The following is a 14,383-nucleotide window of genomic DNA, read 5'->3' as shown; positions in this document are numbered from 1 at the left end:
CGCGCGAAGATCGAGGACGACTCGGCGGCGCCTGTCTATGTGCAGACGGTGCGTGGGTTCGGGTACCGGTTCGGGCCGGTGTGAAGCGGCCGGTGACGACTCGGCCGAGCCTGGGGCTGCAAACCCGGCTGCTGCTGGCATTCGCACTGCTGTGCGTGGTCACCGCGGCGGCGGTGGCCGGCGGGCTCTACGTCCAGGCCCGCAACGACATCCTGCAGCGGACCCAGGATGCCACGGTGCAGGCGATGAGGAGCCGCCTGCAGGCGCTCTACCCGTTGCGGACTCCGGCGCCGGGCCCCGACGAGCTCGACGACATCGCCACCGCCGTGCCCGACCAGAACGGCGTGGAGTTCGCGGTCGCCGTCTACCGCGAGATGTACTCGCCGGTCGCCCCGCCGGGGCGCTTGAGGCCGGGCGGGAGGGTGCTGGCCTCGGAACTCGGGGTGATCTCACCAAAGTTGCGGCAGATGGTGGCCGACGGCAACATCGCTTGGCAACGCGTGGTGCGGGAGGGCGTGCCCTGGCTGATCATCGGCACGCCGTTGCTGGTCGTCGAGGGGGACCGCACGACGCGGGTCTCCGGCATCGAGGTCTACGCTGCGCGTAGCCTGATCGCCGAACAGCGCAGCATCGACGAGCTCGCCGTACGTGCCTGGCTCATCGGCGTGGCCGCCCTGGCGTTCGCGGTCGTCCTGGCATCGCTGGCCACCCGCGGCGTGCTACGCCCGGTACGCGAACTCGGCCGGGCGGCACGCCTGCTGGGCCAAGGCGAACTACGGACCAGAATCACGGTCCACGGCTCCGACGAACTGGCCGAAGTCGCACACACCTTCAACAACACCGCCGCCGAACTCGAACGACACGTCAAACAACTACGCGAAATGGAGGCCGACGCCCGCCGATTCGTCGCCGACGTCTCCCACGAACTACGCACCCCCCTGGCCGCACTCACCGCCGTCGCCGACATCCTGGACGAAGAAGCCGCCCGGCTGCCCGAGCCCGCCGGCAGAGCCGCCCGGCTGGTCAGCCAGGAAACCCTCAACCTCACCGCCCTGGTCAACGACCTCATCGAGATCAGCCGATTCGACTCCGGCGTCGCCGCCCTCGCACTGAACGAGGTCGACGTGGCCGAACTCGTCTCCGCCACCCTGCGCGTCCGAGGCTGGACCGAACAGGTCCACACCGACCTCCCACCCGCCGTGACCACCCGACTGGACCCACGCCGCGTCGACGTCATCCTCGCCAACCTGGTCGGCAACGCCCTACGCCACGGCCAACCACCCGTGACGCTACACCTGACCGCCGACCCGCACTGGATCACCTTCCAGGTCCGCGACCACGGACCCGGCCTGGACGAGGCGGTGCTGCCACACGTGTTCGACCGCTTCTACAAGGCCAGCGCCGCCCGGACCAGATCCGAAGGCAGCGGCCTCGGCCTGGCCATCGCACGGGAGAACGCCCGCCTGCACCAAGGCGACCTCACCGTCACCAACGCCCCGGACGGCGGCGCCCTCTTCACCCTGCGCCTGCCACGCCGGGCGGACGCTCCCGACGGGGGCCCCGAATGACGGCCAGACCCACCCGCCACCTGCTCGCCGCGGCCCTGCTGACACTCGCGGCCGGCTGCGGCGTGCAACCCAGCGACGCCATCCCCGCCGGCGACCCGCCCAGCGGACCCGTCGCACCACCCCTGAAGGTCACCCTCTACCTGGTCAAGAACGGCCGGCTCAGCACGGTGACGCGACCCGGCTACCGACTGTCCCCAGCCGACGCGCTCGCGCTGCTGGCAGCCGGACCCACCCCGCGAGAACGAACCCGGGGGCTCACCACCGACGTCCCACCCGAAGCCGGCCCGTTCTCGATGACCGCCGAACCCGGCGGCCACCTGGTGGTGACCCTGTCCACCCCGCCCGGCCAACTGCCCGCGCTGGCCATCGACCAGATCGTGTGCACAGCCGCCGCCATGGCACCGGAAATCCCTGCCGGCCAGGTCACCGTCGTCGGAGCCGGGCAGGACAGCGGCCCCCGGAGCTGCCCGAGGTAATGCTGGGCGGCTCGTGACGGGGGAGCGAGCACGGCGATCAGCTGGCAACCGCCGCCAGCTCCCGCGCGTAATCACGGGGCCGGTCGTGCAGGTCGAGCAGGCGGCGGTGCATCCGCGCGAGCGGTTCCAGCGAGAAGCCGGTGTCCCGCCACGCCTCGAACGTGATGCCGATGCCCAGGTCAACGCAGAACTGCACGTTACGATCCTCGTGCTCGCCGTACCCCTCCAGGCAGATGATCGGCGTCGCCGCGGTGAACGCGTCGAGGATCGTGCCTCCGCCCAGCTTGGCCATGATCGCCACGGCGTGCCTGGTCAGGTCGAGTGCCTGGTGATGGTCCTCGGCCTGCTCGTACACGGGGGGCGCGTCGGCGACGATCTCGCCGAAGGGCGGGAAGCCGTCGTCGTGCCAGGGATTCCAGGACGGATCCATCATGAAGCGACGCGAGCCGGGAGCCAGGTCGGGGGCCTCGCCGACGTCGCGCACCACGAGGTCGAGGGGAAGGCCTGCGGCGTTCAGCTCGGCGGCCCGCTCCAGGTACGTGCCCATCGACCAGCCGCCGCCGTGCGCCAGGACACGCCTGTCCCGATCCTCCCAGCGCAGCGGCGGCTCGGTGGTGGCCCTGATCGTCCAGGGGATGTCGTTGCCGGCGGAGTCGAACAGCCACACCTCCCGATGCCTGTCCAGCGACTCGGCCCGGCGGGCGAAGGACGGCGAGTTGGCCGAGTCGGCGTGGCACACGTCAACGGGTACGGCCCCGAACTCCTCCGCGTAACTCTCCACGACGGGCAGCCAGAGACCGCTGAAGACGACGAAACGGTGGACCGCGCCATCATGCCAGCGCTTCTTCGCCGATTCGATCAGCATCGGGTCGAAGGCGTCCGACAGGTTGCGGAAAAGGCGCTGGCCGACCCGGGCTAGACGGAAGTCCCGCTGGTACGCCTCCTTGCTCGCGGAGATCCTGTCGCGCCGTTCGGGCTGCCAGAACGCCTCGGCCAGGAAGACCTCGCCGGACGCCCCGAGCTCCTTGAGCCGCCGCCTGAGCAGCAGGCCGGTGACGTGGGCGCCGAGCCCCGGGCCGCCCGTCAGGATCGCGATCATGCCAGGGCGTTGACATGCGACAGGACGAAACCGCAGAAGGCGCGGATGGAGTACAGCCCTTCGATGTCCAGCCGGTCGAAGTCGAGCTCCACGTTGAACCTCTCCTCGACCATGAACAGGAAGTTGATCAACTGGATGGAGTCCATGCCCAGCTCGCGGATGATGTCCGCGTCGTCGCCGAGCTCCTCCGCGGCCCAGTCGTCGCCCAGGGCCTCGGCCAGCATCGACTTGATCTGCGGCAGGAGGTCGTCCATCTCGTTCACACTCCGTTTTCGTAGAGCGATGAGCACTTCGAGCAGACGGGCATCAGGCCCGTAGCGCGCAGCGTGGTGCGCACCCGGCGGAAGGCGGGGCTGTGCCAGACCTCCTCCAGCGTCCCGTCCCTGATGTCCCCGACGATGAACTCGGGGAAGAACTTGCACGAGCTGACCTTGCCGTCGGCGTGCACCTCCAACCGGCTGGAGACCGCCAGGCAGGTGGACTTGCCCGCGACCAGACGGCTGCGGCCGAGGGCGAAGTCGGTGACGTCATCGAGCGTCACCTCGGGCGTGTAGCGGATCCAGGGCTTCCACACGCGTCCGGCGAGCCTTCTCATCGACTCCAGCAGGACGGGGATGTTGTCCGGTTCGAGGTGGTAGGTGTAGGAGTGCCAGGTGGCCTGCCCGGGCGGGGGCGGCGGGTTGAGCCAGGCGAAGTCGCGCGCGTACACCTCGTCCATCCGCGCGGCGGCCTCGGGAGTGATCCACCAGGGCAGCTGGAAGAAGACCGAGTGGAGTTCAAGCTCCTCGGCCCACTCCATGAACTCGTACAGGCGGCCTGCCGTCGCGTTGCTGACCATGGAGTTGACGGTGACCTCGCCCTGGTACTCCCCGCTCCTGCGCAGGTCGAGCAGGGTCTTGAGGTTGCGTTCCGTCCTGGAGAACGACCTGGGCCCGCGCAGCGCCTCGTGGTCGGCTTCGAGCCCGTCGAGGCTGACCGTCAGGTTGAGGTTGCTGCCGAGCTTGAGCAGGTGCTCCAGGTTGCGCTCGATGAGCAGGCCGTTCGTGCAGATGTTGACCTTGCGGGGGTAGCGGAGAAGGAGCTCGACCAGTTCGGGCAGGCGGCGGTACATCAGCGGCTCGCCGCCCCACAGCCAGGTCTTGGGCCTGGTCGCGTCCGTCTCGCGGAGCAGCCGTTCGAGCACCTCGATGTCCAGCTCGGCGGTGACCCGGTCTCTGCTGTAGTCGCGCAGGAAGCCCTGGTCGTTCCACTGGAAACAGTGGTCGCAGCGCAGGTTGCAGGAGTAGGTGAGCTGCAGGCTGAGCTCACCGGGCAGGTCGGTCGCATAGCCGGGATCGGCTCCGACCCCCCTCCTGGTCCGCGACCGCACCGTGAGCTTGCGCCGGACGTCGGCGAACTCGGCCGGGGTCAGCGTCCTGCTGGATCGATTCTCCGTCAGCTTTCTTTCCACCTTGGTCATCTCCCTGCGCGGTTCAGCGGATGAGCTGTTCGAGGAGCTTTTTCACGACGCGGTCATGGCGGTCGGCGTCATCGAATCCCCGGGGCTTCTCCTCGATGATCATGATCAGGTAGAGGTAGGTCCGGTAGAGGGCGAGCCTGGTTGGCGCGCTCCCGGTGAGCTCGAGGTGTCCGCCGGCCTGCCGGTAGCCCCGCAGCAGGTCCGGGTCGTGCTCGGCGCGGCCGTACACGTCGAGGGAGACGAAGTCGGCCAGCGGATCCCCCCAGAACGCCCGTTCGTGATCGATCAGCGCCGCGATGCGCGGCGGCCGGCGGTCGAGGTCCAGCAGGATGTTGCCGGGCCACAGGTCGAAATGGACCAGGGCGGGCTCGGTGACCTCGTCGAGCGCGCCGGCGTCGGCCCGTACGGCACGCGCGATCTCGTCGGCCGGCCAGGGAAGGTCGGCGTCGAACCGGACGGCGTCGGCGAGGAGGCCGTCGACCATGGCCAGGAAGGCCTCCCGCCAGGTGGCGGCCCTCATCCCGGGCAGATGCGGGTAGCCGAACTCCGTCCCCTTGATGCGATGCAGCGCGGCGACGTACTGCCCGAGCGTGGAGCGCAACTGCCGGGACTCCTCCTCGGCCAGCCGCTCGGCCGCGTCCCACCAGGGGACTCCCTCGACCGCGGTCATGATCAGATGCGGTACGGGGCCATCGAGGCAGGCGTGGAGCAACCGGGGCTGCGGGACGCCGGCCCCCTCGGAGAGGGGGTAGAACAGCGCCTCCGTCCGGATGATGTCCCGCTCGTAGGCGAGGAGTCCGGCATCGCCGGGAGGGCTGAGCTTGAGGACCACCTCGGAACCGTCGTCCAGCCGGACGCGCCACAGCGCGGCGAACGTACCCGCTCCCAGCTCTCGCGCGGCGACGGCGCGGCGTCCGAGGGCGCGCTGGACGAGCCCTCTGACCTCGGCCTCGGGCAGGCGCCTCTTGGTGTGCGCGTCCATCAGTGATCACCGCTGTCCAGCAGCTTGCCCAGCAGGTCCAGGCTCCCGAGGACCGCGGACGTCTCCAGGCCGAAGTCGATGAGGCAGGCGATCTCGTCCACACCGATCGCCGCCAGCCGGCGGACCCGTTCCGCCGCGACGGCCGGCTCGCCCAGCAGGCCCGCCTCGTCGAAGAACCGTTTGACGGCCCTGCGCGTCATGAACTCGACGCCCTTGGGACCGAGCGCGGCGGGGTCGACGTCGCGCGCCGAGCCCGCGCTCGAACCGAGGTGCAGGCCGACCGAACTCCGGACGTACGCCGTCAGCGCCTCCCGCACCGCGTCGGTCGGCGGCCCGAGGTGGGTGTGCAGCATCACCACCACGTCGCCGGGCCTGCCGTCGAGTCCCGCGCGGTATTCCTTGATCTTGAGTGCCAGCTCGTCGACGCTCTGGCTGAGCAGGTTGGTCAGGACGCCGACGCCGAGGGTGCCGGCCGTGCGGAACGTCCCGACGCTGCCGGAGCTCGTCAGCCAGACCGGGAGCTCCGGCTGGACGGGAGGCGGGAAGATGCGGACCCGCTGTTCCTCGCCCACCCCGGTGACGACGCTCACCTCCTCCCCCCGCCACAAGCGGCGGACCTGTTCCAGCGTCTCGACGGTGATGCGGGTCCTGTCGGCGTACCTGTCGGGGTTGAAGGCGAAGTCCACCGCGTGCCACCCGGAGGCGAAGGACACCCCCACCCGCCCGCCGGACAGGTTGTCGACCACGGCCCAGTCCTCCGCGATGCGGATCGGGTGATGCAGCGGGGCGACCACGCTGCCGGCGCGGACGGCCACGCGTTCGGTGACCGCGGCGACGGCCGCGCCGGTCACCGCGGAGTTCGGATAGAGCCCGCCGAACGCGTGGAAGTGCCGCTCCGGCGTCCACACGGCCGTGAAGCCGTGCGCGTCCGCGTAGCGTGCCCCCTCCAGGAGCAGCTCGTAGCGGTCGGCGGAAGGTTGCGTGCTGTCGTCGGCGAAGTAGAACAGGCTAAAACGCATCGGCTCCTTCTCTTCCGCGGGTCTTCTCCGGAGGCTGGGGCAGCCGCGGGCGGTCGACCTTCCCGCTCAAGGTCCGTGGCAGCTCGTCGAGCCACACGAACACGGTGGGAACGACGCCCGGCGGGAGATGTTCGCGCAGATGGCGCAGCACCTCCTGCTCGTGGCGGCCGTCATCGGCGACCACGTACGCGCAGAGCTTCTCATCCACGAGGACGACGTGGGCGTCGTGGACCCCGGGGGAGCGCATGAGCACGTTCGCCACGTCGTCGAGCTCGACGCGCACGCCGTTCACCTTGACCTGCCCGTCGCGTCTGCCCAGGAGCTCCAGGGAGCCGTCGGGCCGGAACCGCCCGAGGTCGCCCGTCCGGAACCGGTGCGGATCGGACGGGTCGAAGCCGCCCTGCCGTCCTCCGAGGTAGCCGTGGAGCGGGAACGGCGTGCGCAGCTCGACCTCGCCCGACTCCAGGAGCCGCACCGTCACACCTGGGAGGGGTTCGCCGACGGGGACCGAGTCCGCCGTCGCGTCCGCGGCGGTGATCCGGTGGAAGAGCTTGGTCATCGTGGTCTCTGTGGGGCCGTAGAGGTTGATCAGCTCCTTCTCCGTCCCGAAGAGCTCCTGCCAGGAGCGGACGTCGGAGGGACGTACCGGCTCTCCCGCCAGCAGGACGGCGCGCAGCTCGCGCAGCGACCCGGGTGTCAGGTCCGCCGCTCGGAGGGTGCGGAAAACCGTGGGGACGCAGTGGAGGATCTGCACGCGGTTGGTCTCCAGCCAGTGGGCGAGCCCCTGGCCGCTGCGGGCGCTCTGCGGGGCCACGACCATCGTCCCGCCCGAGCACAGCGGGACGAAGGCGTCGCGCAGGAAGGCGTCGAATCCGGCGGAGGTGAGCGAGGAGACGCGCGTCCCCCTGCCCGCGCCCACGAGGTCGATCTCCCAGGTGACGAAATGCGTGATCGCCGGGAGGCTTCCCACGACCCCCTTCGGCCGGCCCGTGGTTCCCGAGGTGAAGTAGACGTAGCCGGGGCCGTTTGGCTCGCCGGGGTCCCATCGTGCCGGATCCACCGCGTGGTCTCGTACGTCCCGGGCGTCCAGGGTCCGGAACCCTTTCCTGCCGGTTCCGGCCAGGACCGGAGACCCGGCCCGGTCCACGACGACGGCTCCCGGCCGCAGGTCGTCGATGGCCATGGCCAGCCGCGCGGGCGGCGTTCGTACGTCCACCGGAGCGAACACGCGGCCGCAGGCCATGGCCGCGAGCGTCGCGGCGACGGTCTCCACCGGATCGGCACACGCGATGAGCACCGGGTCGCCGCCCGGGACGGTATCGAGTTCCGCCAGGTGTCCCGAGGCCCGGACCGCGAGGTCGTGGTAGGTGGCGACCCGCTTCCTGCCGTGGATCGCGATGTCCTGGGGATGGGCCCGAACGTGGCGCATCCACCGGCCGACGACGCCGGTCATCCCGGCTGCCCTGTCGTACGGCCCGCGCCTTCCGCGACCACGGGCCGGCCCAGCCAGGCGTCCAGGTCGCTCACGTCGTCCGGGGCATGATCGCAGAGCACGTAGCGGCGGGGCGTCATCGCGGTGGGACGGCGGCGCAGGCCCTCCATGCAGAGCGCGTGCGCCTCCTCGGCGGATCGGACCTGCGGGCCGCGGGCGAGGAAGGCCACCAGCGGCTCACCCCGGACCTCGGGGAAGACCTGGGCGGGGAGCGGCGTGAGGACCTCGTCCAGGAGTCGCTGCACCTCGCCGACCTGGATCCAGCACGAGTCGACCGGCAGCCAGTCGCCGTCCCGTGGAAGCGGGCCCAGCCCGGTGACCTCGTCCATCCGCGGGCGGCTCAGATCCTCCGAGGCCGCCGACAGGAGGAGGTGCTCGATCGCCAGCAGGATCCGTTCGAGCTCATCCCTGGGGACCCGGTCCAGGTGGCCGGTCCACAGCCGCAGGCGGAGCGTCTGCTCCGCGGCGAACAGGTCGAACCTGAGCATGACGTCGCTCTCCACCATCGGTGTCCAGGTGAGAGCGGTCTCGGCCGGCGCTTCCGGAGACTGGGAGTCGAGCCGGCCCACCACGAGATTGTTGAACAGGGGCTCGAAGCAGAAGCGGACACCTCGCCGGTGCTCGGCTCGTGCGGAGATCTGCGAGCGTTTCTCGACGTCGTAGATCCCGTGCTTGCCCGCCTTCACGGTCGCCAGCCAGGCCTGGTGGACACATCTGTCGAAACTCATGGATTCCAGGTCGACGCGCATGGGGGCCGACTGCACGAGAGTCCCGAGGTAGTTCGCCGAACGGCTGTCGTACCGGTTGCTGGAGAGCGTCAGGAAGTCACCGGCGGAGTGCCCGGTGCGCTGGGAGAGCACGGCGCAGATGGCGGCCAGGACGATCGCCGGGCGGCCGAATCCGACGCGCGCCTCTATCTCGGCCAAGGCCGTCGCCGCCGCCTGCGAGCACAGTTCGGCGGCGACCGAGTCGCGCGGCGAGCCCGTGGAGGCGGCCGTGTAGAGGTGGTGCGGCGCCCGGTTCAGCACGCTCTCCCACAGCGCCAGAGCGCTCGCCGTACGGCGCGCCAACGGCGGACGCCGCTCGGCCCAGGCCTGGTCCAGCGGCTGATGACGGGCCTGCCCGATCTCACGCTCCGCGGGGTGGCGCACCAGGTGCGCGAACTCGCGGCCGAAGACGGCGAGGCCGAGGAAATCCGCGGTCAGATGAGAGAGGTCCATGACGCCGGCGAGGACCTTGCCGCCGCGCGTGGCCAGGGCGACGCGCAGCGGATGCGTCTTGGGACTGTACGGCGGGCGTGTGTCCAGGAGGGTTCCGAGCTCCGCCGCCAATGCGGCGGACTCCACCGGCCCGGCGCCGGCGTCGAAGCGGTGGATGATCAGCTCACCCGCCGCGGCGACCCGCTGGGCCGGGGGAGGGCCGGCCGCGTAGGTGGAGCGCAGCCCCTCATGACGGGCCAGCAGAACGGCGAAGGTCTCGGTGACGTCGTCCAGCTCGGTGCCCTCGGGCAGCTCCAGCGCCCACCGCATCCAGCCGTGCGCGTCGGGAAAACCGTCCAGCCACCGCAGGATGTTCAGCTGGCCGAGGGTCAGGGGCCCGTCACCGGCGCGATCGCCCTGGAAGGAGACGGCGATCGGTTCGCACTCCGTCAGCGTGAGCTCGTGAGTGAGCGCGGTGAAGACATTCGGCATCGACGCAGATCACCCTCGCAGACACGTGCTTCGCGTGGACCGAAGGACCTTGTTCCTCTGCATTCAGCCCATCGCAGAGCCCAAGTTGCCGAAACTTTCGGACTGCCCCCGATAAGCTAGCCGGAGCGTATGTGAGCATTTTTTGATCGTCAAGAGCCATCGGAAGCCTTGTCAAGGACATGGAGCGAGTGCCGGCCGCACGGGAAGGCTCCATTGACCGACCCGCGGAATCGGACATACGCTGCGCAAGATTTCGCGAGGGAATGGAAAGTTTTCATCGGCCTTGCCTGAGGGATGCCCATGCGAGAAAGGCTGGACCTGCTGAGGCTCTTCCGCTACGCGGGCCCGGCGGTGTCCATCGCGTTGACCGTGATGGTTCTCATCGATGCGGTGGTGCCCGCGGGCATCGCGATCGCCGTCCAGGAACTGGTGGCGGCGGACGGCCGATCCGCGCTGGCGCCGGTGCTGCTCATGAGCGGCGTGGTCCTGGCCGGGCAGCTGGCGCTGGCGTTCCGGCTCCCCGTGGGACGGCTGGCGGCCGACCGCATCGACGGCGCGCACCGCACGCGGATCGCCGCCCTGGTGATGGGCGTGCCGACCGTGGACGTGGCCGAGAGGCAGGACGTCCAGGACCGGGTGAAGACGACCACGGCGGAGCCGCGGGACTGGGTCGACAGGACGTCGGGCGACGGCGCCGTGAGCCAGCTGGAGCTGGTGGGCCATGCCGTCGGGATGGCGTCGTCCGCGGTGGTGCTGGCCTGGTGGTCGTGGTGGCTGGTGCCGGCGACGGTCATCCCGGCGGTGTGCTTCCGCATGATGCACGGCCGCCAGTGGGTCCGGCATTTCCGGATCTGGGTGGAGGGCGTCCTGTACCACCGGCGGTGGAAGTACTGGGGTGAGGTCGCCACCACGCCGGCGGCGGGCCGCGAGCTGCGCGTCTTCGGAGCGGGCGAATGGCTGCTCGGGCACTACACGCGTGACATGCGCACCCACGTGGACCCCGTGTGGGAGGACGATCGGCGGGTGCTGCGCCAGTTGTGGCTGGCGCTGCTCCTCCCGCTGGCCGGATGCACCGTGGCCTTCACCTGGGTGGCCCTCGGCACGGCGGCCGGCCAGGGCAGCATCGCGCTGGAGGTGGCCGTGGTCACCGCGGCCTGGTCGGTGTTCAGCGTGGCCATCAGGACCGACGACGTGATCTCCCTGGAAGGGGCCCGGCCGGTCAGGCGGGCCGCCGGTGAGCTGGAGCGGATCAACCCCGCGCCGATCCCGCTGCGCGCGCACGCCGAAACCCCCGCGGGCCCGCCGCCGCTGCTGCGCTTCGAGAACGTACGCTTCGGCTACCCGGGCCGGCAGGTGCTCAACGGCGTCGATCTGGAGATCAGGCCGGGGGAGTCGCTGGCGCTGGTCGGGCTCAACGGCGCGGGCAAGTCGACGCTGACCAAGCTGCTGGCCGGGCTGTACCGGCCCGACTCGGGCAGGATCCTCGCCGACGGGACGGACATCGCGGACATCCCCGACTGGCAGTCCCGGCTGAGCGTGGTGTTCCAGGACTTCCTGAAGTACCCCCTCTCCCTGCGCGACAACATCGCCCTCGGGGCCGCCGACCCCGATCTGCTCTCCGGCGTCGTCCGGGACGCCGGGCTGGTCCCGGTGGTGAGCCGATTGTCCGGCGGGTACGACACGCCGCTGTCGCGCAGCCGTACCGCGGGGGTGGACCTGTCGGGCGGCCAGTGGCAGCAGGTCGCGCTCGCCCGCGCGCTCTACGCCACCCGCCGGGGGGCCAGGATCCTGGTGCTGGACGAGCCCACGGCCCACCTGGACGTCCGCACCGAGCACGATCTCTTCCAGCGGCTGCCGGACATCACCGAGGGGATCAGCGTGGTGCTGATCTCGCACCGCCTCTCGACGGTACGGCAGGCGGACCGGATCGTGCTGCTCGACGGCGGCCGGATCACCGAGTCCGGGACGCACGAGGAGCTCATGGCCGAGGGCGGGCAGTACGCCACCATGTACGCGCTTCAAGCCCAGCGCTTCAGCCAGGGATACGACGACCGGCTGGACGAAGGAGATCTCGCGTGAGGGAGTACGCGCGCCTGTGGCGTGAGCTGATCGTGCTGTGCCGGCAACGCCATCCCGGGGCGACGGCCTTCCTGATCGGCTGGCACGTGGCCTCGACGGTCATGTTCGCGGCGGTGGGGCTCACGCTGCGCGCGCTGGTGGAGGCCACCCAGGCGGGCACCGCCACCGCGATAGGCGTGGCGGCGCTGGGCGCCGCGCTGGTGCTCACCCTCAACCTCGGCGTCGAGCACATCGCCTACCTGCGGACCATCCACCTGGTGGAGCGGATCAGCCTGACCGAGGTGGAGCCCCGGATCCTGCGCGCCTGCGCCGAACTGCCGCAGGTGGGACATCTGGAGGAGCCCGAGTTCCTGGACCGGGTCACCACGTTGCGCGGCCAGTCCGGCGCGGTGGTGGACTGGGCGTGGGCGGTCCTTCAGGCCGTCGCCGCCACGATCGGACTGCTGGTGGCGCTCGCGGTGCTGGGCGGCGTGAACCCCTGGCTGCTCGCGCTGCTGCCGTGCGCCGCCGTACAGCTGGCCATGGAGCGGCACGGCCGCAAGAAGATCGCCGAAGAGGACCTGGAGTCGGCCGAAGACCTGCGGCTCCACCGGGACCTGTACGACGACATCTGCGTGAACCCGGCCGCGCTGAAGGAGCTGCGCGTCTACGGCGCCGCGGCGGAGGCGCTCAAGCTGCAGGCCGAAGCCTGGGACCGGGTGACGCGCTCACGCGCCCGCGCCGCCCTGGTCGCCGCCGGCTGGTCGTCGGCGGGCTGGCTGGTCTTCGGCGCCGGTTTCACCCTGGCGATCTTCCTGGTCACCGCGGCGGGCCACCCGGGGGACATCATCCTGGCCGTGTCCATGGGCGTCCAGTTCCGCAACGTGGTCGAGCACGCGCTGCACCGATCCATGCAGGTCGGCGGGTACCGCCGGCTGCTGCGGCCCTACCTGTGGCTCATGGAGTACGCCCGGACGCACCGCGACACCGCCGACGCGGCCCCGCCCGTCCGGCTGCGGCGCGGGATCGAGCTGCGGAACGTGTCCTTCACCTACCCCGGGACCACCGAGCCCGTCCTCGAGGACCTGTCGGTGCACCTGCCCGCCGGAGCGGTGGTCGCGGTGGTCGGCGAGTACGGTTCCGGCAAGACCACGCTGGTCAAGCTCCTGGCGAAGATGTACGCCCCCGACTCGGGCAGCATCCTCGTCGACGACGTGGAGCTGTCGGCCCTGGACACCGCCGGCTGGCGGGCCTCGATGAGCGCCGCCTTCCAGGACTTCGGCCGCTACTGCACCACCTTCGAGGACTCCGTCCTGATGGGCGGCCGAGGCGATCTGAACTCCACGGTGCGCGACGCCGACGCCGGAGAACTGGTCTCCCGCCTGCCCGACGGCCCCGCCACCGAGCTCGGTCGCCGCTTCGGCGGGATCGAGCTGTCGGAGGGCCAGTGGCAGAAGGTGGCGCTCGCCCGCTCCGGCGCACGGGCCCGCCCCCTGCTGTTCGTCCTGGACGAGCCCACCGCCTCCCTGGACGCACCGAGCGAGCACGCCATCTTCGGCCGCTACGCGCGGCGTTCCCGCGAACTCGCGGCCCTGAACGGGGCGATCAGCGTCATCGTCTCCCACCGTTTCTCCACCGTGGCCGACGCCGACCTCATTCTGGTGATGGCGGCGGGAAAGCTGGTGGAGTGCGGCAGACATGACGAACTGCTCACCCGGAACGGCATGTACGCGGACCTCTACGGCATTCACGCCGCCGCGCACGCCTGAGCTTCTTCAGAAACGGTAATAGCGGTCGATGACGCTTCGATAGTAGGTCGGCGAGAAACCCATCCGGGCCGTGGCCGGCGCGTGCTGCGCCATTCTCTTCGTCGACACGTTGTAGTCGTTGGCCGGGGTGTCCACATAGACCTTGGTGACGGCCCGGCCGGACAATGTCGTCAGATAGGAGACGATTTCCTCGGCGGTCACCGGATGGCCCGAGGCGATATTGACCGTCGCGTGACGAAGGCCGCCGGAGAGGAGTTCGGCGGCGATGGTCACGAGGTCCGCGACGTCGATGAGATCGCGGCGCGCGCCCCGGTAGACGGTCACCACGCCGTCGTTGACCTGGGAAACCAGTGCGGGCAGCAGTTGGTGCGGCCGTTGGTGCGGTCCGACGACCTCCGTCACCCGGAGGATGAGATGGTCCACCCCGGACGCCCGTATCGCTTTCTCCATCTCCACCTTGTGGCGCCCGTACGCGGTGGTGGGATGAACCGGGTCCTCTTCCGAACACGGCGATCCGTCGCCGTTCCCGTAGAGATGTGCCGACGCCGTGGAGAAATAGAGGAGCCGGCGGGCGCCGCCCATCGCCTCATGGAGCAGAGCGGCTTCCCGGTGAAACTCCGTCGCTTCGGTGGTGGTCGACCGCGACACCCCGGCGGCGAACACCACCGTGCCATCCATCTTCATCGGTGAATTGACGAACGCCCGGGCAATCATTCCGTCGCCGACGACCTCCATGGAAATCTATTCTCGTATGAAGACCGGCATTCGGC

13 protein-coding genes are annotated in these 14,383 nt (G+C 70.3%); 5 read left to right on the top strand and 8 right to left on the bottom strand.

Annotated features, from left to right (window positions below; translation table 11 throughout):
• The 3 genes from ABZX61_RS28910 to ABZX61_RS28900 form a co-directional block, all read left to right on the top strand.
• Window positions 1-84 (top strand): helix-turn-helix domain-containing protein (locus tag ABZX61_RS28910; RefSeq protein WP_355199321.1); only part of this gene is annotated, 84 nt, incomplete at its 5' end.
• A gap of 8 nt (window positions 85-92) precedes the next feature.
• Window positions 93-1,568: a HAMP domain-containing sensor histidine kinase gene (locus tag ABZX61_RS28905; RefSeq protein WP_355199301.1), complete on the top strand. Its 1,476-nt coding sequence runs from the start codon at window positions 93-95 to the stop codon at window positions 1,566-1,568.
• Window positions 1,565-2,044, top strand: coding sequence for a hypothetical protein (locus tag ABZX61_RS28900; protein ID WP_355199299.1), 480 nt, complete (start codon window positions 1,565-1,567; stop codon window positions 2,042-2,044). The genes ABZX61_RS28905 and ABZX61_RS28900 overlap by 4 nt, the downstream gene beginning before the upstream one ends.
• 37 nt (window positions 2,045-2,081) lie before the next feature.
• Here ABZX61_RS28900 and ABZX61_RS28895 read toward each other — a convergent pair whose 3' ends face one another.
• From ABZX61_RS28895 to ABZX61_RS28865, 7 genes are read right to left on the bottom strand one after another with little or no spacing between them, the layout of a single operon-like run.
• Window positions 2,082-3,143: a hypothetical protein gene (locus tag ABZX61_RS28895; protein WP_350740124.1), complete on the bottom strand. Its 1,062-nt coding sequence runs from the start codon at window positions 3,141-3,143 to the stop codon at window positions 2,082-2,084.
• Window positions 3,140-3,397, bottom strand: a complete 258-nt coding sequence (locus tag ABZX61_RS28890) for an acyl carrier protein (RefSeq protein ID WP_355199297.1) — start codon at window positions 3,395-3,397, stop codon at window positions 3,140-3,142. Before ABZX61_RS28890 ends, ABZX61_RS28895 begins: the two co-directional genes overlap by 4 nt.
• A 5-nt stretch (window positions 3,398-3,402) precedes the next feature.
• Window positions 3,403-4,593: a radical SAM protein gene (locus ABZX61_RS28885; protein WP_355199295.1), complete on the bottom strand. Its 1,191-nt coding sequence runs from the start codon at window positions 4,591-4,593 to the stop codon at window positions 3,403-3,405.
• Window positions 4,594-4,615: 22 nt separating this feature from the next.
• Window positions 4,616-5,584: a phosphotransferase gene (locus ABZX61_RS28880; protein ID WP_355199293.1), complete on the bottom strand. Its 969-nt coding sequence runs from the start codon at window positions 5,582-5,584 to the stop codon at window positions 4,616-4,618.
• Window positions 5,584-6,603: a MupA/Atu3671 family FMN-dependent luciferase-like monooxygenase gene (locus ABZX61_RS28875; protein ID WP_355199291.1), complete on the bottom strand. Its 1,020-nt coding sequence runs from the start codon at window positions 6,601-6,603 to the stop codon at window positions 5,584-5,586. The genes ABZX61_RS28880 and ABZX61_RS28875 overlap by 1 nt, the downstream gene beginning before the upstream one ends.
• Window positions 6,593-8,056 carry an AMP-binding protein gene (locus ABZX61_RS28870; RefSeq protein WP_355199289.1) on the bottom strand — a complete coding sequence of 488 codons (1,464 nt, stop codon included), beginning with the start codon at window positions 8,054-8,056 and terminating at the stop codon, window positions 6,593-6,595. Before ABZX61_RS28870 ends, ABZX61_RS28875 begins: the two co-directional genes overlap by 11 nt.
• Window positions 8,053-9,786: a condensation domain-containing protein gene (locus tag ABZX61_RS28865; protein ID WP_355199287.1), complete on the bottom strand. Its 1,734-nt coding sequence runs from the start codon at window positions 9,784-9,786 to the stop codon at window positions 8,053-8,055. Before ABZX61_RS28865 ends, ABZX61_RS28870 begins: the two co-directional genes overlap by 4 nt.
• A 300-nt stretch (window positions 9,787-10,086) precedes the next feature.
• On the opposite strand from ABZX61_RS28865, the gene ABZX61_RS28860 reads away from it, so the two are divergent.
• Both ABZX61_RS28860 and ABZX61_RS28855 read left to right on the top strand, forming a co-directional pair.
• Window positions 10,087-11,865: an ABC transporter ATP-binding protein gene (locus tag ABZX61_RS28860; RefSeq protein ID WP_355199285.1), complete on the top strand. Its 1,779-nt coding sequence runs from the start codon at window positions 10,087-10,089 to the stop codon at window positions 11,863-11,865.
• Window positions 11,862-13,613, top strand: coding sequence for an ABC transporter ATP-binding protein (locus tag ABZX61_RS28855; RefSeq protein ID WP_355199283.1), 1,752 nt, complete (start codon window positions 11,862-11,864; stop codon window positions 13,611-13,613). Before ABZX61_RS28860 ends, ABZX61_RS28855 begins: the two co-directional genes overlap by 4 nt.
• Before the next feature lie 6 nt (window positions 13,614-13,619).
• Here the strand turns inward: ABZX61_RS28855 and ABZX61_RS28850 are convergent, their stop codons facing one another.
• The gene (locus ABZX61_RS28850; protein WP_355199281.1) at window positions 13,620-14,348 is read right to left on the bottom strand and encodes an NAD-dependent epimerase/dehydratase family protein; all 729 of its coding nucleotides are present in this window, start codon (window positions 14,346-14,348) and stop codon (window positions 13,620-13,622) included.
• Window positions 14,349-14,383: the final 35 nt, after the last annotated feature.

This window comes from Nonomuraea sp. NPDC003709 (assembly GCF_040610775.1).
GTDB lineage: Bacteria > Actinomycetota > Actinomycetes > Streptosporangiales > Streptosporangiaceae > Nonomuraea > Nonomuraea angiospora_A.
Note: the sequence above shows the minus strand (reverse complement) of the source record. Positions and strands in the feature narration are given on the sequence as shown.